Below are 22,416 nucleotides of genomic sequence, written 5' to 3'. Positions count from 1 at the left end.
TCAGGCGGCGGCCGCCGGGCGCCAGCCGAGCGCCGGGCCCAGGCGGGTCGCCATGTCGGTGAGGATCTGCACGTAGTCCTCGTGCTCGAAGGTGAACGGCAGGGCGAAGGCCACCTCGTCGACCTCACGGAAGGCGGCGTGCGCGTGCAGCCGCTCGACGATCTCCGCCGAGGTGCCGACGACGTCCGGCGCGAACAGCAGCCGCCCGGGACCCTGCGGGGCCGTGGTACGGGGCAGGCGCTTGGCCGCGTACGCCTCGTACTTGGCGCGCTGCTCGGGCGTGGCGGAGTCGGTGGGGATGACCACCAGGCCCTGGGAGACCCGGGCCGCCTCGCCGTCCGGGTGATGGGCGCGGAACTCACGGATGTGCGAGAGCTGGATCCCGGCGAAGTCGTACGCGTCGGCTTCGTCCCCGGCCCGTACGACACTGCTGGTCAGGAAGTTCATGCCGTGCTCGCCCGCCCAGCGCGCCGAGCCGAGGCTGCCGCCGCCGTACCAGAGCCGCCGCCCGAGCCCGGCGGAGTGCGGCTGGACGACGTCGGAGAACACCTCGAAGCCCTCCACCCCGCTGAAGTCGGTGGCCGGCTTGCCCCGCACGAAGTCCAGCAGCCGCCGCACCCGCTCGTAGCTGAAGTCCTCGACGTCGGCGGTGTCCGGGTAGAGGGCCTCCCTGACCTGCTCGTAGTGCATGGGTGGGCCCACGCTCACCCCGGGGTTGAGACGGCCGCCGGACAGCAGGTCGACGGTCGCCAGGTCCTCGGCGAGCCGCAGCGGGTTCTCCCAGCCCAGCGGGATCACCGCGGTGCCCAGCTCGATGCGGCTGGTGCGCTGCGAGGCCGCCGCGAGTACGGCGACCGGCGAGGAGATGCCGTACTGGAGGTGCCGGTGGCGCACCCAGGCGCTGTCGAAGCCCAGCCGCTCGCCCAGCTCGATGATCTCCAGCGTGGACTCGTGCCCCCGGCCCGGATCATCGCCGTCGAACAGGCCGATGGTGAGGAAGCCCAGTCTGCGCAGGGGACGAGGGGTGGACGGCACGGGTCCTCCAGCGGTCGTACGTCAGTTCTGCCCCGATTGTGGCACCCGAACATTGCGGGAGTGTGATCGGCTCCGGATCACAGCAGCGGGATGACGATCTCGTCCTCGACCGGCGGGTCCAGTTCCTGCGGGCGGTTCCCGGTGGCGGCGAAGCAGCGCAGCCGGACCGCCTCCGGGCCCACGTCCAGGCGCAGGAAGCTCTTGAAGAAGGGCGGGCTGTAGGTGGCCGAGCCGGGGGAGAAGAGCTGGGTGTAGATCTTCTTCACGGGCAGCCGGAAGCGCGGCCCGCGGTCCGGGCGGCTGCCGGCGCCGAGCAGGGTCGCGACCAGGCGGGCCCGGCGGGTGACCCGGATGTCCGCGGCGGGCGTGCGGCCCGGCCTGATGCCGAGGCGCTCGGCGATCACGGCCGTCGCCTCCGCCTCGGTGAGCGTGAAGAAGCGGCGCAGCCGCAGCCGGCGGCCGTACAGCCGGCTGTAGAACGCGAGCGAGTCGCCGCGCAGCGGATAGCAGCGGAAGTCGTCCTCGGTGACGTTCGCGACCGACACCGGGGGGATGGTGTGGGTGGCGTGCATGAAGGCACCGCCGCCGCCCGCGACCACGTACTGGATGGTGCGCCCGGCCACGTCGACGGGGTAGCGCTGGTAGTTGTGGATGTCGCCGCCGATCGCCGCCACGTAGTGGTGGGCCGGGTCGCGCACGATGTCGTCGACCGTGCCGCCGCCCGCGATCGCGCACGGGTGGTGCTCGCCGTCCACGTACAGCGGGGAGCCGGTGACGAGGATCTTCGGACGCGGCCCCCGGGACACCTCCCGCAACCAGGCGCCCTGTTCGGCGTCGAGGGTGCCGAGCAGTCCGGTGTCGATGCCGACGATGCGCACCGGCCCGGCGTCGATCGCCCAGTACGGTCCGGGCTGCACGGCCGCCTGCTCCTGCTTGCTCCGCAACGTCCGTGCTTCGGCGAGGAGTTGCTCGTCCGCCGGACGCGGGCGGTGCCACAGCAGGGCGCGCCACCAGGCGCGGGTGAGCGGGCGCGGCCTCGGTTCGGCGGGGAGGTCCGGGGTGTCGTCGCAGAAGACGCGCATGAACGCGCCGAGGTCCTCGTACCAGTCGTGGTTGCCGGGTATCGCGTAGATCGGCGCCGGATAGTCCCGGTACGGGCGGAAGAACTTGGTGCCGTAGTCGTCGGTGGCGCCGACCGGATAGATCACGTCGCTCGCGATCACCGCGAAGTCGGTGTCCTGACTTGCCTTCAGGAACCCCGGCACGACGGCGTACTGGGAGTCGTCGCCCTCGCCGGTGTCGCCGATCACCATGAACGAGAACCGGTCCGCCTCATGACGCCGGATCACCTTGTCGGCGGGCGCCCCGGCGGCCGCCCGCTGCGCCACCCAGCGGCTGCGGGTACGGCCGGTCGGGTCGCCGAACCAGGAGGCCAGCACACCGTTACGGGCCGCCCACATGGTTCTCGGGTTGAACCAGAACAGCTTCTCGACATGGTCAGGCATCAGTTGGCGGTAGGCGCCGCGCTCGGCTGCGCCCCAGCCGGCGCCTTCTGCGGTCTCGCGCGAGGAGTCAGACACGCGGGAACCGTACAACGATCAACGGGTGGCCGCGGGACGGGGGTTCGGGCCGGCCCCGGCCACCCTTCGCAGGGGCCGAGGGGGAGCCGAAGCCGCCGGGCGCGACGGGTGCCGGTCGCGACGGGCAGCCGCCGCGGGGTGCCCCGGTGGGCTCAGGGTGTGACGATCTTGATCGCGCTCATCCAGCCGGGCCCGTCGGGCCGGGTCTGCAGGGCCATGTGCAGCAGCTGGATGCCCTCCAGCTCCCGGGCGTGCCGCAGTCCCCCGACGACCACCGGGTGGAGCCCGCCGGAGGAGACCAGTTCGGCCACCTGGTCGCGGGCCCGCGCGTCGTCGCCGGCGATGAACACGTCCAGCGGCAGCCCGCCGACCTCGCCCGCGACCAACGGGCCGGCGAACGTGGTGTTGAACGCCTTCACCAGATGCGTGCCCGGCGCGGCGGCCTCGGCCAGTTGCTGGGCGCCGGAGCTGTCCGCGGGCACCGTGAGCGAGTCGAAGGTCGAGAAGTCCACGGGATTGGTGATGTCGACGACGGTCTTCCCGGCCAGCCGGTCCCCGTACTCGTTCACCACCTGCTTCGCCGCGTCGAACGGGACGGCCAGCACCACCACGTCCGCCGACCCGACCGCGTCCGGGACGGCCGGCGCCACGTCCGCTCCCGGGGTCCGCGCGCCCAGCGCGTCGGCGAGCGTCACGGCCTTGGCCGGATCCGTGCCCACCAGCCGGACCTGGTGCCCGCCCGCCAGGGCCCGGGTGGCGATACCGCCCGCCATGTTGCCCGTGCCGACGATGAACACCCGCATGCGTGAGCCCCTTCCGTGGGGTGGGAGCCGCCGACGGTTCCATGCGTCCTGAATCAGGATAGAACGGCCGGCCTGGCCCGGCTCGGGCTGGTGCTCGAAGCCGGGCGCGGCCCATGGCCGTGCGAGCGCCACAGCCCCCTGGCCGAGGCCAAGGACCGGGTCGACGTGTCCACGGTGCGCCCGCCGCCCCGTGGGCGCCGTTCCGTCCCGGCCGCCCCGCCGTGCACGGGGAACGCCGTGCATAGGGAAAACCCTCGAACGACCCCGGTGTGGCTGACATGTGCGGGTCAAATCTGGAATCCTCGCTCAACACACGCTCTCTCCCAGGCGTGTCCAAGGATCACGGACCGCGCACCCCGGTCCCCGGATCCCGGTTCCCGCACAGCTCAGCTCTTCCCGGACAGCACATCCCCGTCTGCCCGGTCTGTCATCGGCCGCGACCCGGCGGCCGCAGCAGGAGGAGTACGAGTGAGACGCCTTCCCCACAGACGGGCCACGGTAGGAGCCGCCCTGGTCTCCACCGCGGCCTTCCTCGCCGTCGGCATCCAGTCGGTCCCCGCGAACGCCAAGCCCGCCACCCCCCACCCCAGCCCCGTGCGCACCGGCGGTCTGGAGGCCGAGCTCACCCCCGCCCAGCATTCCGCGCTGCTCAGGAGCGCCCAGCAGAAGACCGCCGCGACCGCCCGCACCATCGGCCTCGGCGCCAAGGAGAAGCTGGTCGTCAAGGACGTCGTCAAGGACAACGACGGCACCGTGCACACCCGTTACGAGCGCACCTACGCCGGTCTGCCGGTCCTCGGCGGCGACCTGATCGTGCACACCCCGCCCGCCTCCCTCGCGGCCGGCACCGTGAGCACGACCTTCAACAACAACAGGCACACCGTCGCCGTGCCCACGGTCAGCGCGGCCTACAGCAAGTCCGCCGCCCAGACCAAGGCGCTGAAGGCGGCCAGGGCCCTCGACGCCCGACAGCCCGTCGCGGACGGCGCCCGCAAGGTGATCTGGGCCGGCGGCGGCACCCCGAAGCTTGCCTGGGAGACCGTGGTCGGCGGCTTCCAGGACGACGGCACGCCCAGCAAGCTGCACGTCGTCACGGACGCCACCACCGGCAAGGAGCTCTACCGCTACCAGGCCGTCCAGACCGGCACCGGCAACACCCAGTACAGCGGCACGGTCACCCTGAACACCACGCTGTCGGGTTCGACATACCAGCTGTACGACACCACGCGCGGCGGCCACAAGACGTACAACCTCAACAACGGCACGTCGGGCACCGGCACCCTGATGACCGACTCCGACGACGTCTGGGGCACCGGTTCCGGCTCCAACACCCAGACCGCGGGCGCCGACGCGGCCTACGGCGCCCAGATGACCTGGGACTTCTACAAGAACACCTTCGGGCGCAGCGGCATCAAGAACGACGGTGTCGCGGCCTACTCCCGGGTCCACTACAGCAGCAGCTACGTCAACGCCTTCTGGGACGACGCCTGCTTCTGCATGACGTACGGCGACGGTTCCGGCGGCACCCACGCCCTCACCTCGCTCGACGTGGCCGGCCACGAGATGAGCCACGGCGTCACCTCGAACACGGCGGGCCTCAACTACACCGGCGAGTCCGGCGGGTTGAACGAGGCGACCTCGGACATCTTCGGCACCGGTGTGGAGTTCTACGCCAACAACTCCTCCGACGTCGGCGACTACCTCATCGGCGAGAAGATCGACATCAACGGTGACGGCACGCCGCTGCGTTACATGGACAAGCCGAGCAAGGACGGCTCGTCGGCCGACAGCTGGTACTCCGGAGTCGGCAACCTCGACGTGCACTACTCCTCGGGCCCGGCGAACCACATGTTCTACCTGCTGTCCGAGGGCAGCGGCAGCAAGACCATCAACGGCGTCACGTACAACAGCACCACCTCCGACGGCGTCGCCGTCGCCGGGATCGGCCGGGCCGCGGCCCTGCAGATCTGGTACAAGGCGCTGACGACGTACATGACGTCCAGCACCAACTACGCGGGCGCCCGCACCGCCGCCCTGAACGCGGCCGCGGCGCTGTACGGCACCGGCTCCACCCAGTACGCGGGTGTCGGCAACGCGTTCGCCGGCATCAACGTCGGCAGCCACATCACCGTGCCCACCTCGGGCGTCACGGTCACCAACCCCGGCAGCCAGTCCTCGACGGTCGGCACCGCGGTGAGCCTGCAGATATCGGCGAGCAGCACCAACAGCGGCTCACTGAGCTACGCGGCGACCGGCCTGCCGACCGGCCTGTCGATCAACAGCTCCACCGGGGCCGTCACCGGCACGCCCACGACGGCCGGCACCTACAGCACCACCGTCACGGTGACCGACTCGACGGGCGCCACCGGCACGGCCTCCTTCACCTGGACCGTCGGTTCCAGCGGCGGCGGGGGCACCTGCACCTCGACCCAGCTGCTCGGCAACCCGGGCTTCGAGTCGGGCAACACCACCTGGACCGCGACCAGCGGTGTCATCACCACCGACAGCGGCGAGGCGGCCCGCACCGGCTCCTACAAGGCGTGGCTCGACGGCTACGGATCGACTCACACCGACACGCTCTCCCAGTCGGTGACGATCCCGTCCGGCTGCACCGCGACCACGTTCACCTTCTACCTGCACATCGACACGGCCGAGACCACCACCAGCACCCAGTACGACAAGCTGACGGTCACCGCCGGTTCGACCACCCTGGCCACGTACTCCAATCTCAACAAGGCCTCCGGATACGTGCAGAAGTCCTTCAGCCTCGGGTCGTACGCGGGCTCGACCGTCACCCTGAAGTTCAGCGGTGTCGAGGACTCCTCGCTCCAGACCAGCTTCGTCGTCGACGACACCGCCGTCACGACCGGCTGACGCACGGCAGCCGAGTGTCCCGCACCCGCGAGCCGGGTGCGGGACACCCGCGCGGGTCAGCTCAGCGGGTCCAGCGTGAGGTACGCCTGCTGCGGGTTGCCGTCGTTGACCAGGGACTCCTGGTTGCCGACGTCGTCGAAGGCGAAGGCGTACGCCTTGCCGTCGGCCATCTGGGCATGGATCTTGCGGGCGTACTGGTTGGTGACCGAGTCCAGGTAGAAGTCGGCGGGGTTGGTGTCCGGCTGGCTGGAGGCGGTCAGCAGCGTCGACCGGTTGAAGCCCGCGCAGAGGGTGCGTGAGATCGGTCCGCGCACCTGGTCGTTGGGGGCGTCGAGCAGGTTGTGACAGCCGAAGATGCTGTTCGCGTCGGGTTTCTGGAAGCTCGTCACCACCGCTCCGGCCGAGTTGGTGAAGTTCATGACGTTCCCCGAGACCCGGCCGTAGTACCTGGTGTTCGGCTGGTCGGCGAACGGCGTGACGGTCAGGGTCGACGTCGCGTACCTCGACCAGACCCGGTTGACGTAGTCGTCCATGACGGTCGGGGCGAGCGCCCCGGTCTCCACGCCGTACAGCGGGGAGAGCGCGCGGAGCACGGTGCCGTCGGACCGGGTCTGGATCAGGTCGGCCCAGCCGCCCGGCTGGCCGCGCAGGGCGCTGAAGAACCCGTTGTAGCCGCCCGACCTGAGGTGTCCCGTGCTCGCCGTGCTGCCGTCGGAGCGCTGCACCCCGACCGCGTACGGCACCGAGAACATGTCCACCTGGGTGCTGTTGATCCACAGACCCGAGTCGTTCAGCGTGTACTCGGACCAGTTGAAGAGGATGTTCCGGTTGGGGTCGCTCGGGTTCTGCACGGCGGGCTGCACCAGACCGCCTGTGGTCAGCCTGAAGTCGAGCTTCTGGCCGTAGGAGAAGTAGATCCGGCCGGAGAACTTCGGGATCCGGATCGTCTTCGACTGGCCCGCCGCCGGGCCGGTGATCGAGGCGTCCGGCGCCGGGGTCGGCGGGTTGCCGCCGGCCGGCCAGGCGTGGAAGGTGCCGTTCGCGTCGGCATAGCCCTGCCGTCCCGAGGAGAGCTGGGTGCCGAGGTCGTAGACGTACACCTGGTCGCCGCGCCCGGAGTTGTTGGTGATCTTCAGCGGGATGGTGTCCGGCACGGCGGCGCCGGCCGGTGCCGGCGTGCCCAGGGTGAGCGCCCCGCCGATCAGTGCCGCCGCGGCCGTGAGCGGCAGCGTCCGGCGTACGAGTCCTGTGCGCACTCTCCACCTCCGTGTGGGGTCGGGGTTGGTCCGGGAAATTGGTCCGGACCAATTCTGAGAGCGCTCTCAGGTTGACCGGTCGGTCGAGTGCATGTCAACAACATGGACGAAATCGGGGGCCCGTCGGTCGACGGGCCCCCGGGAACCGGGTGGAGAGGGTGGCTCAGAAGGCGCGCTTCAGCAGGTCGAGCAGCGCGGACCAGTGTCGCTCGTCGGCCTCGGCGGAGTAGGCCGGGGTGTCGGCCTGGGTGTAACCGTGGTCGGCACCCCGGTAGATCTCGCAGGTGTTGCGGACCCCGGCGGCGGTGAGCGCCGCCTCGAAGGTGGCGATCTGCTCCTCGGTCATCGACTGGTCCTGGTCCGCGAAACCGAAGTACAGCTCCGCGGTGATCCGGTCGGCCAGCAGGTGCGGGCTGTCCGCGTCCTCGGTGACCATCCGGCCGCCGTGGAAGCCGCCCGCGGCCGCCACCCGGTCCGGGAACGCGGCGGCGGTGCGCACGGCGAGCCGGGCGCCCATGCAGTAACCGGTGATCGCCACCGGCCCGTCGGCCACCAGCGGGCTCTCGGCCAGCCAGTTCAGGTAGGCGGCCGAGTCCCGGTCGCTGAGCTCGGGCGTCAGCGACATCATGATCGGCATGATCCGCTGCCAGATCGTCGGGTCCGTCGAGGGGTCGATGAACTCGGGGAGGTCGATGACCGGCGTGCGGCCGCTGCGGTAGAAGACGTTCGGGAGCAGGACCGTGTAGCCCGCGCCGGCGAGCCGGTCCGCCATCGACTTCAGGTGCGGACGGATCCCGAAGGCGTCCTGGTACAGGAGCACGCCCGGGTGGGGGAGCCCGTCGGCGGGGTGGGCCAGGTAGGCGTCGGCGACGCCGTCCTCGGTGGTGATGTCCACGTCGGTTCCCTGTACGGCGGTCATGGCGCAAGTGCCTCTCTGTGGAGTCGGCGTCGGGGTGGGGGACACCCGGCGCGGCATGTCACGATCATCGTGGCACGCGAAGGTGGGAGAGCCGCGGACGGGGGATCCTCGAGTTCACTCGAAGCGGGAGGTGTCGCCCGCGCCCCGGCGGACGATCTCCGCCTCGCCGCTGGAGAAGTCGATGACCGTGGTCGGCTCGGTGCCGCACTCCCCGGAGTCGACCACCGCGTCCACCTGGTGGTCCAGCCGGTCCTTGATCTCCCAGCCCTGGGTCAGCGGCTCGTCCTCGTCCGGCAGCAGCAGGGTGCTGGACAGCAGCGGCTCGCCCATCTCCGCCAGCAGCGCCTGGGTCACCACGTGGTCGGGGATGCGGACGCCGACGGTCTTCTTCTTCGGGTGCAGCAGCTTGCGGGGGACCTCCCGGGTCGCCGGAAGGATGAAGGTGTAGCTGCCGGGTGTCGACGCCTTCACGGCCCGGAACACGTCGTTGTCGACGCGCACGAACTGGCCGAGCTGCGCGAAGTCCCGGCACATCAGCGTGAAGTGGTGCCGGTCGTCCAGGTGCCGGATGGTGCGGATCCGGTCGATGCCGTCCCGGCTGCCGAGCTGGCAGCCCAGCGCGTAGCAGGAGTCGGTCGGATATGCGATGAGTGACCCCGACCGGACCGCGTCGGCGATCTGCGCGATGCTGCGGGGCTGCGGGTTGTCGGGGTGCACGTCGAAGTACTTCGCCATCCGGCGAGCTTATGCCGTACGGCGGGTTCCGGCCGGGCGGGGCGCTCGGCTTCGGGCGCCGCGACCTGCCGTCGGACGTCGGCCGTCTGCCGACCGCGGCGCCGTCGTGCCTGGTCGCGCAGTTCCCCGCGCCCCTTCGGGACGCTGTCGGACCGCGGGCTTCGGGGAGCAGGCGGCGGCTTGAAAACCGGGGCGCATACGCGGTGGATTCCTGGGCACCCGAAGGATCAGCCACCCCGGGGACCACCCCCCCGGCCCCGGGTGAGGCTTTCTCCGTCGGCGGCCCTTCCCCCGAGGGCCGCCGACGGAGCGGTGCCCGCCGGTCGGGACGGGGCCTCGGCCATCGGGTAACGTCCGTGGACCGAGGCCGACGCGAGGGACGAGGGGCAGGGCGAGATGGCAGGCCGAGCAGGCGAGGGCCCGCAGCATCCGGCGCTCCCCGGCGACGGCTGGGCCGAGCGGCTCCTCGACCATCTGCGTCCCGGCGCCCGCGATCCGCGCCGGGTCGTCGCCTGGCTCGCCGGTGCCGTGCAGGGGACCGTCTGCCTCCAGGACGCCGAGGGCACCCTGCTCGCCGGGACCCCGGTCCACCTCGACGCGGAGCTCGCGGCCGACGTGGTCGCCGGGCGGATCTCCGCCGCCGCCGTCCAGGACGGCGACCGTCATCTGCGGCTCGTCGCGGTCCGCGCCCCCCATCCCCGTCCGGCGGCCGCCGCACTGCTCGCCGTGGCCCGTACGGCCCCCTTCGACCGGCGCGCCGCGGAGATCGTCACCCACACCGCCGGAGTCGTCGAACTCCTGCTGCGCGAGCGGGAGCTGACCGCCGCCGGGCACCGGCTGCGGCGGGCCACCGCCGACCTGCGCCTGGCGATCCTGCAGCTCCTGATGGTGGAGGACACCGTCTCCGCGCGCCGCGTCGCCGCCGGCCTGTGGCCCGGACTGCTCGACACCGACAGCGCCTGCGTCTACATCGTCGAAGGGCGCCCGGCGGAACGCGACGGCCTCGCCGAGGACTGCCTCGTCGTGACCCGCGGCCAGGCCCTCGTCGTGCGCTGCCCCGCGATGGACGGCCACGTCATCGTCCTCAGTCCCGCGCCCGCGACGGCCGAGCGGCTGCGCTCCCTCGTCGGCGGCCGTCCCGGCACCTTCCTCGGCGGCAGCGTGCGGCAGAACCTGGCCCAGACGGCCACCGCCTACGGCCAGGCCGTCAGTGCGCTCGCCGTCGCCCGTTTCCGCCCCGGCCAGGCCGCCGTCTACGCCGAACGCACCCACCCGGAAAGGCTGATGGAACCGGGCGCGCTGCACGCCTGGTCCGCGGCCGTGCTGCGGCCGCTGGACACCCTGCCCCACCACACCCGCGCGGAACTCCTCGCGACCACCCGGCTCGGCCTGGAGTTCACCGCCGTCAGCGCGGCCAAGGTGCTCGGCGTCAGCCGCAACACCGTGCGCGCCCGCATGGACCGGGTCGAGGCGCTGCTGGGCGCGGACTTCTCCGACCTCACCGTGCGGGCCGTCGCCCACCTGGCCCTGAACACCCAGGCGGCCCTGACCGAGGAGCTCGCCGCCACGGTGCCGGGGCCGTCCGGTGTCCGCCTGGGCGACCTGCTGGCCGGTCCGGGGCTGCGCGCCTGGGCCCGCGACCTGCTGGACCGCCTGGTCCGGGACGGCCGCGACCTGCGCGGCACCCTGCGCGCCTGGATCGCGGCCGGCGGCAACGCCGAACGCGCCGCCCAGGACCTGGGCGTGCACGCCCAGACCGTCCGCGAACACGTCCGGGGCGCCGAACCCGTCCTGGAACGCCAGCTGCTGGCCGCCGGTGCCGACCTGTACGAGGTGGTGCTGGCCCATCTCGCCCTCGGCGACCTCGCCGCCCCCGTCCTGCTGCGGTCGAATCCGGGCCAACCGGACTCACCTGTGCACGGGTGAGTCCTCGCCGGGTACGAACGGGCATCGGCGCGATACCCAACGGCCGGATCCGGACGTATGTTCACGATGCGCGGGGGCGCGACCGGAACGGGGGACCGGTCGAGGCCCCCGCCGTTCTTGACGCGCCGGTCCGCGACGCCGGTTCACGCCTCCAGGCGTACCGGAATCTCCTGCCAGCCGAACGCGATGAACGACGGCACCTGCCGCAGCTCGTCCGCCCCGACCGCCAGCCGCAGCCCCGGGAACCGCTCGAACAGCGCGGGCAGCGCGGCCAGTGCCTCCGCCCGGGCCAGCGGCGCGCCGATGCAGCGGTGCACGCCGATCCCGAACGCCAGGTGGTCGTCGCCGCCCCGGGCGGCGTCGAAGGCGGCCGCGTCCGGCCCGTAGCGCGCCGGGTCCAGGCCGGCCGCCGCGTACGTCGTGATGATGGCGTCCCCGGCCGGGACGGTGACGCCCCCGACCTCCAGGTCGCTCACCGCGAACCGCAGCGGCAGCGAGGCGATCGACGGATGCACCCGCAGCGTCTCGTCGATCACCGCGTCCCAGCCGGTCTTCCCGGCGCGCACCGCCGCCAGCTGCGCCGGATCCGTCAGCAGCGCCACGGCCGCGTTGCCGATCAGGTTGACCGTGGTCTCGAACCCGGCACCGATCACCAGCAGCAGCGTGTACAGCAGTTCCTCGTCGGCGAGCCGGTCGCCGTCCTCGTCGCGGACCCGGATCAGCTCCGTGGTCATGTCGTCGCCGGGGTGCTCCACCTTGTACGCGATCAGCCCGCCGAGGACCGTGCCGATCCGCTCCTGCACGAACGCGGCGTGCTCGGGGGTCGGGTCGGAGGTGTCCATGATGGCCGCGATCAGCGCGCCGGTGTCGTCGCGCATCTCGTCCGGCACGCCGAACAGTTCGCAGATCATCCGCATGGGCAGCGGCTGCGCGAGACCGGCCCGCAGGTCCACCACCGAGCCGCCGGCGCCCTCGGCCGCCAGTGCGTCGAGGAGTTCCGCGGCGATCGCCGCGACCCGCGGCCGCATCGCCTCGGTACGGCGGTGCGTGAAGCTCGGCGCCACCAGCTTGCGCAGCCGGGTGTGGTCGGGGCCGTACGCGGAGAGCATGTTCACCACCCCGATCCAGCTCACCACCCAGCCCCAGGACGGGTGTTCGCCGATCTCCGGCCACAGCCGCCAGTGCTTGCGCGGGTCCTTGCTGACCCGGGGATCGAGGATGAGTTCCTTCAGGACGTCGTAGCCGGTGGGGGCCCAGGCGGGTATACCGCCGGGCAGTTCGACGGGCACCACGGGGCCGAGGGCGCGCAACCGGGCGCTCTCCGCCGGGATGTCAGAGCCGAACGGGTCGAGAGCGATGCGGTCGGTGACGGTCACGACGACCCTCCAGGCTGGTCGGGGGAGCGGGGACTGAACCGGACGGGCAGCGAGGTCAGCGAGCGGTGGAACGGGCCGGGCCGCCAGCTGAGCTTCTCGCGGGGCAGGACCGGGTCGAGGTCGGGCAGCCACAGGGTGAGCTGCTCGATCGCCTCGGTCGCGATGAGCAGCGCGTGGTGCCGGACCGGACAGGCGTGCGGCCCGGCGCCCCAGGACAGGTGCGAGGCGTCCGAAGCGTGCCGGCCGCCGGCGATCTCCCGTTCGGCGAACAGCCCGACCGCCCCGAAGGAGACCACCACCGGGATCGCCGGCCTGACCCATGCCCCGTGGAAGGAGACCGGGCGGCGGGCGTAGTAGATGCCGTAGTTGGCCAGCGGGGTCTCGTGGTGCAGCACCTCGATCACCGCGTCCATGACCGGGCGGGCGCCGCTGGTCAGCGTGGAGTAGTAGAGCGGGTTGCCGAGGATCCGGGAGAGCGCGTTGGAGACGAGGTTCGTGCTCGGCTCGTAGCCGGCGCCGAGGGTGAGGAACACCTGCCAGGTGACCTCCTCCGGCGTCAGGCGGGCGGGATGGTCCAGGAGCATGCTCGGCAGGTCCTCACCGGGCTCCGCCACCTTGGCGGCGATCAGCCGCAGCACGTACTCGGCGAAGTCCGCCTCGCCCGCGGCCGCCTGCGCGCCGCCCTCCATCATCTTCAGCAGGCCCTCGTTGAGCCGGTCGCCCTGGCTGTCTGGCAGCCCGAACAGGTTGTTGAAGACCAGGGCCATCAGCGGCCGGGTGAAGTCGGTGACGAGGTCCGCCTCGCCCCTGGGCCCGAACCGGTCCACCAGCAGCCGGACCGCCCGGTGCACCAGCTGGCGCAGGTCGTGCGGCTCGATCAGGTCGAACACGTCGATCAGGGTGGTGCGGTAGCGGATGTGCGCGTCGGCGTCGGAGAACAGGGCGTTGGGCCGCCAGCGCATCATGCCGAGCAGCGGGGAGTCCCCGGGGACGGTCGCCTCCCAGTCCCGCGGGTCGTGCGAGAACGTCTCCACGTCCCGCAGCACGTCGAGGGCGGCCCGGCGTTCGGTGACCACGTACGCCGGGGTGCCCGGCGCGAGCTCCGCCCAGCCGACCGGGCCCTGGGCGCGCAGGGCCGCGTAGTAGCCGTGCGGGTTGCGGGCGAACCCGTCCTCCCACAGCCGCACCGGGCCCGAGACGGTGAAGGACTGCTGCGCGGTCATCGGGCCTCCGCCGGCCGGTCGTCGATCAGATGCTGGACGAGGGCGAGCAGCGCGTCCACCGAGGAGTGCGCGTCCCGGGCGTCACAGGTCACCATCGGGGTGCCCGGCGCCAGGTCCAGGGCGGCGCGCAGCTGGTCGCCCGTGTAGTGGCTCGGCGCGTCGGGGAAGGCGTTGAAGGCGACCGCGTACGGCAGCCCCGCCTCCTCCACCAGACCGAGCACGTCGAAGGAGGCGTCGACGCGGCGGCTGTCGACCAGGACCAGGGCGCCGAGCGCCCCGTGCGCGATGTCGTCCCACAGCGTCCGGAACCGGTCCTGCCCCGGCGTCCCGAACAGGTACAGCACGATCCCGCCGGACAGGCTGATCCGCCCGAAGTCGATGGCGACGGTCGTCGTCTCCTTCTCCCGTACCCCGTCGAGGTCGTCGACGTGGACGGACGCCTCGGTGAGGTGCTCCTCGGTGTGCAGCGGGCGGATCTCCGACACCGAGTCGATCAGGGTCGTCTTGCCCACCCCGAACGGCCCGGTGACCAGGATCTTCACCAGGTCGTGGGCGCCGTCGGGGAGATGGGTGCCGCCCGGGCGGGGCAGCTCACGGGTGCTTGAGGGCGCGGAGGCCATCGGCCACTCTCTTCAGCAGGTCGGGGTCGAACCGTTCGGCGGGCGGGATCGGCGCGCGGGCCAGGACCAGGTCCCGGTCGACGAGGTCGGCGGCCAGCACCCGCACGGCGGAGAACGGCAGCCGCAGCAGCGCCGCCGCCTCCACCACCGTCAGCGCGCCGCCGGACAACAGCTCCAGCAGGGCCAGTTCGGCCGCCGGCAGACCGGCGGGCAGCGGAGTCCCGTCACGGCTGAGCACCGTCAGCCGTTCCAGGTGCGGACGGCTGGGCCGGGCCACCCCACCGGTCGACAGGTACGCGGGGACCAGGGGACGGCCGCCACGGCGGCCGGTCATGCCGGCGCGCCGCCGTCGGAGCCTCTGGGCGAAGCCGCCATCGCCTTCTCGCCCAGCCGGGCCACCTGTGAGTGCACCCGGTGCGCCAGCAGGTCCAGACGTACCTCCGGGTCGCCGTACGCGGCGACACAGGTGCCGTGGTCGGTCGGCACGATCAGCACGTAGCCGTGGTCCGACTCGATGACCACCTGCCGTACGTCGGCCCGGTCCCGGTCCGCGAACGCGGCCGCCGCGGCCCGGCAGGCGCCCTGCACGGTACTGGTGATCGCGGCGACCCGCTCGGCACCGGCCCGGGTCAGGCCGTCCGTGTAGCCGGTCGCGAGACCGTCCCGGGTCAGCAGGACGGCGGCCAGTACATGCGGAACCTGCAGGACGGGGTCCAGTACCCACGCCGTCTCGCCCACTTCGCGGCTGGTCATCCGGCCGCCCCTCCTTCGTCGTCGGTCCGCTGGGGTTCGGGCGCGCTCGCCCGCTTGGGGGCCCGCGCCGCCGCGGTGCCGTACTGCAGGGCCGCGAGCGCGGCCGCCGCCTCCTCGGGCCGGCGCGCGGCCGGCGTCGGCCGCGGCAGGTCGGAGGCGGCGGCCGGGGTCCGGCGGCGCCGCTGCGGCAGACCGCCCAGGTCGCCCGGGCCCTCGCCGCCGGGGGCCGGGGTGCGCTCGTGCTCGGCGGCCGGTCCGGGCCGGCCGGATGCCGTTCCGGCCAAGGCCGGGGACTCGGCCGGCGGCAGGTCCGGTGCCGGTCCGGCGACGGCCGGGGACTCGGGCGGCCCGACCGCGGGCGCGGGTGCCTCGGGTACGGCTTCCTCGCGCCGGGGCGTCGCGCGCACCGCGGCCTCTGGGACCGCTTCCCCGCGCACCGCGCGCTCCCGGGTCGAGCGCGGTGCGCTGGCCGAGGGGGGCCGTTCGTCCGGGTCGATCCGGCCGAGCAGGTGGCTGTCCACCCGCAGCACGGCGCGCACCCCGCCGTACGGCGAGGGGGAGGAGACGTCGACGTTCAGGTCGAACTGGCGGGTGAGCCGGCCGATCGCGGCCAGGCCCATGCGCGGGGGGTCGCCGAGGTCGGTCAGCAGGATCGGGTCGCTGCCCGCCACCAGCCGCTGGGCGCGGGCCCGTTCGTCCTGCGTCATGCCGAGGCCCGCGTCGTCGACGGTCACGCACACCCCGTGGTGGACGTGCTCCAGGTTGACCACGACGTCGGTGTCCGGAGCCGAGTGGCGCAGCGCGTTGTCGAGGAGTTCGGCGACGATGACCGCGACCGGCTCGACCGCGTGCGACACCAGGGCGGTGCCCGGCTCCAGGTGGTTGTTGACCCGGACCCGGTGGTAGCCCGAGAGCCGGGCCTGGCCGCCGGTGACGGCGTCCACCACGTGGGACTCCTCGCGGGCCAGTCCCACCCAGGCCCCGCACACCACCGCCGCGACCTGCGCCCGCCGCAGCGACTGCTCGTTCTCGTGGTCCAGCGCGAACAGCGTCTGCGCCAGCTCCGGGTCGTCGTAGCGCTGCTGGAGTCCCCGCAGGGCGTCCTGCAGCCGGTAGAGGGCGGCCTGGATCTCCCTGGTGGCGCCGCGCAGTCCGGCCTGCGCGGCCGCGTCGATCCGGGTGCGCTGCGCGGTCAGCTCCTCCCGTAGCGCGGTGAGCACGTACTCCAGGGCGATCCCGGTGGGGGTCCCCGGCGTGTGCTGCCCGGCCGGGCCCGGCACCCTCAGGTGCGGGTGCGCGAGCTGGGCCGCGGCCGCGGGCATCCGGCGGGCGGCGAGATGCTCGACCTCGGTGATGAACGCGCCCTCGGTGCCCTCCAGCCGGGCCCGCAGCTCCGCCGCCTCGGCCCGCAGCGCGGCCTTCTGGCGCCGGGACCTGAGCAGGCCGCCGCCGAGGGCGAGCGCGGAGAGCGTTCCGGCGGCGAGACCACCGGCCACCAGTTCCGGTAATTCGATCATGGAATCGGTTTCCAGGGGAGTAGGGCAGCAGTGGGCAGGGGGGAGCCCGGGGCCCTCCCATGTGGCGCTCGCTGCACAGTACACACCGTCATTGACCGGCCTCGCACGGTGAATCGTTACATCACTGCGAATCCGTTCGGTGACTGTTCGCTTCTGTGTCAAGTGTCTGAAATGCCGTACGGGACAGGTGAGTTGGTGCTCCGTGGCCCACGTGCGTCAGCGCGTGGCGGAGGTCGGTGCCGGGAAGGCGAAGACGTGGGCCGGGGAGATGATCCGGGTGACCGCCTCGCCGAACAGGGTGCTGGGCTCGATGCCGCCCCCGTGGGCGATGTCGGGGTCCAGACGCCGATGGTCACGCCGGGTACGTCCGCCTCGCGCAGCACGTGCTGGACGACCGCGTCGAGTTGGCGGGCCACCGCCGGGGTCATCGCACGGACGCCGGAGCCGCCGGACGGCGACGGGGCGGGCGAGGACGCGGCGAACGCGGCGGGTGCGGCGGCGGGCGCCGCGACGAGGGGGACGGTCAGCGTCCCCAGCACGGCGGCGATCGCGGCCCCCCGGCGCAGCATGGCGGACGTGTGCGGCATGGGCTGACTCCAACCACGTGGGCGCAACGTGCGGCGGGGTCGGGCGTCAGAGCCCTGAGCTCACAGAATACGAGTACGGCCGCCCGGCCGCCTGCCGAGCCGGAGCGGCCGCCGGGCCGCCGACCGCGTTCGGCCGCCCCGCCGACCGCGTTCGGCCGCCCCGCCGCCGTCCTCACGGCTCGTCGCACACCGGCCGCAGAACCGCCAGCGTGCAGTTGGCCTCGCGCAGTGCCGACTCCAGCGTGGCCGGCCGGTGCAGCGCCCCGCTGCCGTCGGGCGGCACCAGCCACTCCAGGAATCGCGTGGGCCGGTACGGCGGCGGTGCGGCCACCCACGCCCCCTTGGTCGTGTACCGCAGCCCGGCCCCGATCCAGCCGCCGGACGGGTCGGGCGGCAGGAAGAACCCGACCCGGTGCGCCGCGGTGTCCACCAGCGTCGGTCCCGGCACCGGCAGGGGCGGCCGCCACAGCAGGTCGAGCGTGAGCAGACCGAGCCGGTCCGGCACGCTCAGCACGTCCCAGAAGCGGCCCGCCTCCAGCAGCGAGACGCCCTCGCCGTGGTCCCACTCCCACTTGCACGCCCGGGGATCCGCCGAGGCCGCCGCGAGCCATTCCACGCCCTGCATCCACATCCTGTTCGTCATGCACCGCTCCGCGATATCCCGCTCACCCGTTCCGCACGTGGGGAGCGATCGGCACCGGGCACTCGGCGCCTTCGCACGCCAACCCGGCATATGCATGCTGGTAGATATTTCTAACTGGCGGAAGGGGTGGCGAACCATGGCGTTTAAGGGCGAATGTTCGAACATGGCGCAGGTGTACGAGTGTTGCCCAAAGTGGCGGATTTTCCCCGACCGCGATGCACACTCGATTCCGTCGTGACGACGATCGATTCAGCCGTGATCTCTTGCTGTGGAGCAGATATCAGTCGTACGCTCACGCTGTTCCGTCGTCTCCGCTCGACCAGGGGTACTCCATGGACCGCACCCGACTGCACGCCCTCCTGGCCCGCGAGAGCGCCGAGGCCGAGCGGCGAAACCCCCGCTCCCGAGCGGCATATGCCGACGCCGGTCACCTCTTCGGCCGGGTCCCGATGACCTGGATGAACAAGACCGCCGGCGCCTTCCCCCGGTACCTGGCGACCGCCCGCGGCGCCACGGTCACCGACGTCGACGGGCACACCTACATCGACTTCTGCCTCGGCGACACGGGTGCCATGGCCGGTCACTCGCCGGCCGCGGTGACCGAGGCGGTGCACCGCCGGTTCACCGAACTGGGCGGCGCCACCGCGATGCTCCCGACGGAGGACGCGGAGTGGGTGGGCGCCGAGCTGACCCGCCGCTTCGGACTCGCCCGCTGGAGCTTCTCGCTGACCGCGACGGACGCCAACCGGTGGGCGATCCGGCTCGCCCGCGCCGTCACCGGACGCCCGAAGATCCTGGTCAACAGCTACAGCTACCACGGCAGCGTCGACGAGTCCCTCATCGTCGTCGGCCCCGACGGCAAGGGGGCGCCCCGCCCCGGGAACGTCGGCGCCCCCTGCGACGTCACCCTGACCAGCCGGGTCGCCGAGTTCAACGACCTGGACCAGCTGGAGCGCGAACTCGCCCACGGCGACGTGGCCGCCGTCCTCATGGAACCCGCCCTCACCAACATCGGCATCGTGCTGCCCGAACCCGGCTACCTGGCGGGCGTGCGCGCCCTCACCCGGCAGTACGGCACGCTGCTGATCAACGACGAGACGCACACCTTCTCGGCGGGCCCGGGCGGCTGCACCGCCGCCTGGGAGCTGGAGCCCGACCTGCTGACCATCGGCAAGGCCATCGGCGGCGGCATCCCGGCGGGCGCCTACGGTCTCTCCGCCGGCCTCGCCGAGCGCCTCCTCGCCCGCGACGACCTGGACCTGGTGGACATGGGCGGGGTCGGCGGCACCCTCGCGGGGAACGCGCTCTCGGTGGCGGCGACCCGGGCCACCCTGGAGCACGTGCTCACCGACGAGGCCTTCGGCCACATGGACCGGCTCTCCGCGCGCTTCGAGACCGGCGTCCGGGCGGCCGTCGAGGCCCACGGCCTGCCCTGGTCGGTCAGCCGCCTCGGCGCCCGCACCGAGTACCGCTTCGCCGCCCCGGCCCCGCGCACCGGCACCGCGTCCGAGGCCGCAGCCGACCCCGACCTCGAGGACTTCCTGCACCTCTACCTCGCGAACCGGGGCATCCTCCTCACCCCGTTCCACAACATGGCCCTGATGTGCCCCGACACCACCGAGCAGGACGTCGACGCCCACACCGCGGTGTTCGGCGCCGCCCTGCAGGAACTGGCCGGCTGAGGGCAGGACGAGGAAGAGGGCGGGAGAACGTGGTGCACATGGACGACATCGACCGGGCCATCCTGCGCGAACTCCAGACGGACGGCCGTATCGCCTACGCCGACCTGGGCCCGAAGGTCGGCCTCTCCGCCTCCGCGGCCCGGCAGCGGCTGCAGCGGCTGCTGGACACCCGGGCCGTGCAGGTCGTCGGCGTCACCGATCCGATGGCCATGGGCGGCCAGGCGATGGCCCTGCTCGGTATCGGCGTGGACGGCGACCCCCGCGCCGTGGCCGACGCGCTCGCCGGACACCCCGCGGTGGTGTACTCCGTCTTCACCTCCGGCGGCTTCGACCTGTTCGCCGAGGTGGTCACCCCCGGGCCGAAGGACCTGCTCGACTTCGTCAACGACGTGGTCCGGCCGATCGAGGGCGTGCGCGAGGTCCGGCCCTTCCCGTACTTCGGCATCCACACGCACCGGTTCCTGTGGGAGGTGGGCTGAGAGCCCGGCCGGCGGCAAAGTCCCCGACCTCAGCCGATGGCCGGTGTCAGGACCAGCATGGTGGCGTCGTCACGCACCTCGTAACGGCCGGCCAGGTCCGCCCACACCAGCTCGGTGAGCGCGTCCGCGTCGACGCCCGCGAACCCGGCCAGCCGCTCCGCGAGCGGATAGAAGCTCCCGGACCTGTCGCGGGCCTCCCAGACGCCGTCCGAGGCGAGGAACAGCCGGTCGCTGGGGTCCAGCTCCACCGTGACCTCCTTCGCCGGGTCCACGCCCGCCAGCCCCAGCCCCAGCGGCGCCCCGGGCGTGACGATCACTTCCTGGGCCTGCCCGTCGCGCAGCAGCACGGGCGCCGGATGACCGCAGGCCACGATCCGCACCGACTGCAGGTCGGCGGAGAACTCCAGCAGCAGGGCCGTGGCGAACAGCTCCGCGTGCGGCACGTCGGCCGAGTCCACCGTCAGCCTGCGGTCCATCTGCGTCGCCACCGACTCCAGGTCCGGCAGGTCGAGCACCGCCTCCCGGAACGAGCCGAGCAGCGACACCACCGTGGCGACGGCGGCCAGCCCGTGCCCCCGTACGTCCCCCATCACCACCCGGACCCCGTAGGGGCCGTCGCGCACGTCGAAGAAGTCCCCGCCGACCAGCGTCCCGTGCTGCGCGGCCCGGTACAGCCCCACGCACCCCACCGCGCCGACCCGCTCCGGCAGCGGCGGCAGCACGGCCCGCTGCACCGCCTCGCCCACCGCCCGCTCGGTCAGCAGCTGGGCGTCGCGGTGACTGCGGACGTAGGAGACGAACACGCTCAGCAGCGCCACGAAGGTGACCGTGAGGAGGTCGGTGTCGCCGGGATGGTTGAGGTGGGTGGCGGGCACGTTGAGCAGCAGCACCACCAGGCAGCTGAGGACGGCGGTGGCCAGCGGGCCGTAGGACAGGACCGCCAGCGGCGGGATGGCGCCGAGCAGGAAGCCGAAGTCGTGTCCGTCCGGGCTGACCAGCGTCGCCACCGTCACGACCCCGAGCAGGACGACGGGCAGCACCCGCACCCAGCGTGGCGGCGGCGCACCCTGCAACCAGCCACGACCGTCCCGGTAGCCACGCGACGACCAGCCGCGCACCGAAGTCACATCCCTAAGCTACGCCCGTGACCGGTCACCGCACCTGTGCCGATCTTGAAAAGCCCCGCCGGGAAAACCCGTGGACGCCTTCGGCACCGGCCCCTAACGTATGAGCGCACGCCCGAGACCGGACGGAAGGAGGCGAGTGCGATGTACGTCACACCCATCCCGCGCTCCCTCCCCGTTTCCCGGGCGTGACAGGTCAGAGCTGACCCCGGGAGCGCTCCCAGTAGCACGTATCCCGGAGGAATCCGTGACCGATCCGGTCATCCGTACGATCGACGACAGCACCGACCATCTCTTCGACGCCCTGCCCGACCCGCTGCGCATGCGGGAGCGGCACCGGACGGCCGGGTTCCGTGCCGACTGGAAGCGCGTCGCCCTGCGCGACGGGCGCGTGGTCGCCCGGGCCGCCTGGTGGGGCGCTCCCGGGGCCACCGAACCGATCCTGATCAACTGGTTCGACGTGGCCGAGGGCGAGGAGGAGGCCGGCGCCGAACTGCTGCGGAGCGCGCCCTGGCGGGTCGACGAACTGGAACTCGACCTGCCCACGGGCTGGCGCGAGAACGCCGCCGTGCGCACCGCCGCCGAGACCAGCTTCACCGCCGCCCGCAAGGCGGGCTTCGAACTCCTGGTGGAGCGCTACAACTACCGCTGGACGCCCGAGTGCGGCCTGCCGGAACGGCCCGGCCGGCTCGTCTTCACCCCCGAACCCGACGACGGGGTGTTCTTCGACGCCCTGCGCCGCATCCACTCCGTCACCCTGGACGCCCACGCCCGCCGCGCCATCGAACAGGGGGGAGTGGACCGGGCGGCCCAGGAGGAGATGGACTTCTTCCACTGGATGCCCTCGCCCCGCGCGTGGTGGCAGATCGCCCGCACCCCCGACGGCGAGCCGGTCGGCATCCACATCCCCGGGCGCAACCCGGGCGGGCCCTGTGTCGGGTTCATCGGCGTGCTGCCCGAGCAGCGCGGCCACGGCTACGCCTACGACCTGCTCGTGGAATGCACGCACTTCCTCGTCGGCCACGGCGCGGATTTCATCGCCGCCGCCACCGACCAGGGCAACACCCCCATGGCCGCGCACTTCGCCAAGGCCGGTTACCCCGTCGTCCGGGAGCGGGTGAACTTCCTGGCGAGCCACTGACACCCCCTCGCCCTGGCATGCGCGGCTGAGCGGGGGCTGGTCGCCAGTTCCCCGCGCCCCTTCAGGGGCGTCTTCGCGCTGGACCCGCGCGCCCAGGCCGAGCACTCCTGGCACGAACCGGACCGCTTCTACGTCGACCCGGC

20 protein-coding genes are annotated in these 22,416 nt (G+C 72.7%); 6 read left to right on the top strand and 14 right to left on the bottom strand.

The features are described from left to right. From AB0472_RS41880 to AB0472_RS41870, 3 genes are all read right to left on the bottom strand, one after another. On the bottom strand, positions 1-1,035 hold the full coding sequence (locus AB0472_RS41880; RefSeq protein WP_366364623.1) for an LLM class flavin-dependent oxidoreductase: 1,035 nt from the start codon (positions 1,033-1,035) through the stop codon (positions 1-3). A gap of 77 nt (positions 1,036-1,112) precedes the next feature. Next, positions 1,113-2,615 (bottom strand): metallophosphoesterase, encoded by a 1,503-nt coding sequence (locus tag AB0472_RS41875; protein WP_366364622.1) that lies wholly within the window; start codon positions 2,613-2,615, stop codon positions 1,113-1,115. A gap of 152 nt (positions 2,616-2,767) precedes the next feature. Further along, entirely contained in the window at positions 2,768-3,418 is a 651-nt protein-coding gene (locus AB0472_RS41870) for an NADPH-dependent F420 reductase (protein WP_366364621.1), read from the bottom strand. 468 nt (positions 3,419-3,886) lie between these two features. On the opposite strand from AB0472_RS41870, the gene AB0472_RS41865 reads away from it, so the two are divergent. Next, positions 3,887-6,292: a M4 family metallopeptidase gene (locus tag AB0472_RS41865; RefSeq protein ID WP_366364620.1), complete on the top strand. Its 2,406-nt coding sequence runs from the start codon at positions 3,887-3,889 to the stop codon at positions 6,290-6,292. Between the two features lie 56 nt (positions 6,293-6,348). Here the strand turns inward: AB0472_RS41865 and AB0472_RS41860 are convergent, their stop codons facing one another. The 3 genes from AB0472_RS41860 to AB0472_RS41850 form a co-directional block, all read right to left on the bottom strand. Beyond that, positions 6,349-7,497, bottom strand: a complete 1,149-nt coding sequence (locus AB0472_RS41860; protein ID WP_366364660.1) for a glycoside hydrolase family 64 protein — start codon at positions 7,495-7,497, stop codon at positions 6,349-6,351. A gap of 214 nt (positions 7,498-7,711) precedes the next feature. Next, on the bottom strand, positions 7,712-8,467 hold the full coding sequence (locus AB0472_RS41855; protein ID WP_366364619.1) for a dienelactone hydrolase family protein: 756 nt from the start codon (positions 8,465-8,467) through the stop codon (positions 7,712-7,714). A gap of 114 nt (positions 8,468-8,581) precedes the next feature. After that, positions 8,582-9,202, bottom strand: coding sequence for an L-threonylcarbamoyladenylate synthase (locus AB0472_RS41850; RefSeq protein ID WP_366364618.1), 621 nt, complete (start codon positions 9,200-9,202; stop codon positions 8,582-8,584). Positions 9,203-9,598: 396 nt separating this feature from the next. Between AB0472_RS41850 and AB0472_RS41845 the strand changes: the two genes are divergently transcribed. Beyond that, positions 9,599-11,128, top strand: a complete 1,530-nt coding sequence (locus AB0472_RS41845) for a helix-turn-helix domain-containing protein (protein WP_366364617.1) — start codon at positions 9,599-9,601, stop codon at positions 11,126-11,128. 143 nt (positions 11,129-11,271) lie between these two features. Here AB0472_RS41845 and AB0472_RS41840 read toward each other — a convergent pair whose 3' ends face one another. Genes AB0472_RS41840 through AB0472_RS41815 form a run of 6 tightly spaced genes read right to left on the bottom strand, consistent with a single transcriptional unit; the run spans position 11,272 to position 16,617 of the window. After that, positions 11,272-12,504, bottom strand: coding sequence for a cytochrome P450 (locus AB0472_RS41840; protein WP_366364616.1), 1,233 nt, complete (start codon positions 12,502-12,504; stop codon positions 11,272-11,274). Beyond that, positions 12,501-13,727, bottom strand: a complete 1,227-nt coding sequence (locus AB0472_RS41835; protein ID WP_366364615.1) for a cytochrome P450 — start codon at positions 13,725-13,727, stop codon at positions 12,501-12,503. Before AB0472_RS41835 ends, AB0472_RS41840 begins: the two co-directional genes overlap by 4 nt. Continuing rightward, positions 13,724-14,347 carry an ATP/GTP-binding protein gene (locus AB0472_RS41830; RefSeq protein WP_366364614.1) on the bottom strand — a complete coding sequence of 208 codons (624 nt, stop codon included), beginning with the start codon at positions 14,345-14,347 and terminating at the stop codon, positions 13,724-13,726. Before AB0472_RS41830 ends, AB0472_RS41835 begins: the two co-directional genes overlap by 4 nt. Further along, a complete protein-coding gene (locus tag AB0472_RS41825; RefSeq protein ID WP_366364613.1) occupies positions 14,319-14,681 on the bottom strand; it encodes a DUF742 domain-containing protein in 363 nt (120 codons plus the stop codon). The genes AB0472_RS41830 and AB0472_RS41825 overlap by 29 nt, the downstream gene beginning before the upstream one ends. Beyond that, positions 14,678-15,100, bottom strand: a complete 423-nt coding sequence (locus tag AB0472_RS41820) for a roadblock/LC7 domain-containing protein (RefSeq protein ID WP_366364612.1) — start codon at positions 15,098-15,100, stop codon at positions 14,678-14,680. Before AB0472_RS41820 ends, AB0472_RS41825 begins: the two co-directional genes overlap by 4 nt. Continuing rightward, positions 15,097-16,617 carry an ATP-binding protein gene (locus AB0472_RS41815; RefSeq protein ID WP_366364611.1) on the bottom strand — a complete coding sequence of 507 codons (1,521 nt, stop codon included), beginning with the start codon at positions 16,615-16,617 and terminating at the stop codon, positions 15,097-15,099. Before AB0472_RS41815 ends, AB0472_RS41820 begins: the two co-directional genes overlap by 4 nt. Before the next feature lie 321 nt (positions 16,618-16,938). On the opposite strand from AB0472_RS41815, the gene AB0472_RS41810 reads away from it, so the two are divergent. Next, positions 16,939-17,211 carry a hypothetical protein gene (locus AB0472_RS41810; RefSeq protein ID WP_366364610.1) on the top strand — a complete coding sequence of 91 codons (273 nt, stop codon included), beginning with the start codon at positions 16,939-16,941 and terminating at the stop codon, positions 17,209-17,211. A gap of 165 nt (positions 17,212-17,376) precedes the next feature. Here AB0472_RS41810 and AB0472_RS41805 read toward each other — a convergent pair whose 3' ends face one another. Further along, complete coding sequence (locus AB0472_RS41805) at positions 17,377-17,847, bottom strand: hypothetical protein (RefSeq protein ID WP_366364609.1); 471 nt, start codon at positions 17,845-17,847, stop codon at positions 17,377-17,379. Positions 17,848-18,179: 332 nt separating this feature from the next. Here AB0472_RS41805 and AB0472_RS41800 point away from each other — a divergent pair, with 332 nt between their 5' ends. Then, positions 18,180-19,529 (top strand): transaminase, encoded by a 1,350-nt coding sequence (locus AB0472_RS41800; RefSeq protein ID WP_366364608.1) that lies wholly within the window; start codon positions 18,180-18,182, stop codon positions 19,527-19,529. Between the two features lie 38 nt (positions 19,530-19,567). Beyond that, complete coding sequence (locus AB0472_RS41795; protein ID WP_366364607.1) at positions 19,568-20,008, top strand: Lrp/AsnC family transcriptional regulator; 441 nt, start codon at positions 19,568-19,570, stop codon at positions 20,006-20,008. A gap of 29 nt (positions 20,009-20,037) precedes the next feature. Here AB0472_RS41795 and AB0472_RS41790 read toward each other — a convergent pair whose 3' ends face one another. Continuing rightward, on the bottom strand, positions 20,038-21,135 hold the full coding sequence (locus AB0472_RS41790; RefSeq protein ID WP_366364606.1) for a PP2C family protein-serine/threonine phosphatase: 1,098 nt from the start codon (positions 21,133-21,135) through the stop codon (positions 20,038-20,040). A 244-nt stretch (positions 21,136-21,379) separates the two neighbouring features. On the opposite strand from AB0472_RS41790, the gene AB0472_RS41785 reads away from it, so the two are divergent. Then, positions 21,380-22,273 carry a GNAT family N-acetyltransferase gene (locus AB0472_RS41785; protein WP_366364605.1) on the top strand — a complete coding sequence of 298 codons (894 nt, stop codon included), beginning with the start codon at positions 21,380-21,382 and terminating at the stop codon, positions 22,271-22,273. The last annotated feature ends 143 nt before the right edge of the window (positions 22,274-22,416 follow it).

The organism is Streptomyces sp. NPDC086777, from assembly GCF_040702065.1.
Taxonomy (GTDB): domain Bacteria; phylum Actinomycetota; class Actinomycetes; order Streptomycetales; family Streptomycetaceae; genus Streptomyces.
Note: the sequence above shows the minus strand (reverse complement) of the source record. Positions and strands in the feature narration are given on the sequence as shown.

Coding starts and splice junctions, on each gene's coding strand:
- AB0472_RS41870 (WP_366364621.1), bottom strand. CDS start 3,418: ATGCGGGTGTTCATCGTCGGCACGGGCAACATGGCGGGCGGTATCGCC.
- AB0472_RS41855 (WP_366364619.1), bottom strand. CDS start 8,467: ATGACCGCCGTACAGGGAACCGACGTGGACATCACCACCGAGGACGGC.
- AB0472_RS41850 (WP_366364618.1), bottom strand. CDS start 9,202: ATGGCGAAGTACTTCGACGTGCACCCCGACAACCCGCAGCCCCGCAGC.
- AB0472_RS41845 (WP_366364617.1), top strand. CDS start 9,599: ATGGCAGGCCGAGCAGGCGAGGGCCCGCAGCATCCGGCGCTCCCCGGC.
- AB0472_RS41835 (WP_366364615.1), bottom strand. CDS start 13,727: ATGACCGCGCAGCAGTCCTTCACCGTCTCGGGCCCGGTGCGGCTGTGG.
- AB0472_RS41830 (WP_366364614.1), bottom strand. CDS start 14,347: ATGGCCTCCGCGCCCTCAAGCACCCGTGAGCTGCCCCGCCCGGGCGGC.
- AB0472_RS41825 (WP_366364613.1), bottom strand. CDS start 14,681: ATGACCGGCCGCCGTGGCGGCCGTCCCCTGGTCCCCGCGTACCTGTCG.
- AB0472_RS41820 (WP_366364612.1), bottom strand. CDS start 15,100: ATGACCAGCCGCGAAGTGGGCGAGACGGCGTGGGTACTGGACCCCGTC.
- AB0472_RS41815 (WP_366364611.1), bottom strand. CDS start 16,617: ATGATCGAATTACCGGAACTGGTGGCCGGTGGTCTCGCCGCCGGAACG.
- AB0472_RS41805 (WP_366364609.1), bottom strand. CDS start 17,847: ATGACGAACAGGATGTGGATGCAGGGCGTGGAATGGCTCGCGGCGGCC.
- AB0472_RS41800 (WP_366364608.1), top strand. CDS start 18,180: ATGGACCGCACCCGACTGCACGCCCTCCTGGCCCGCGAGAGCGCCGAG.
- AB0472_RS41795 (WP_366364607.1), top strand. CDS start 19,568: ATGGACGACATCGACCGGGCCATCCTGCGCGAACTCCAGACGGACGGC.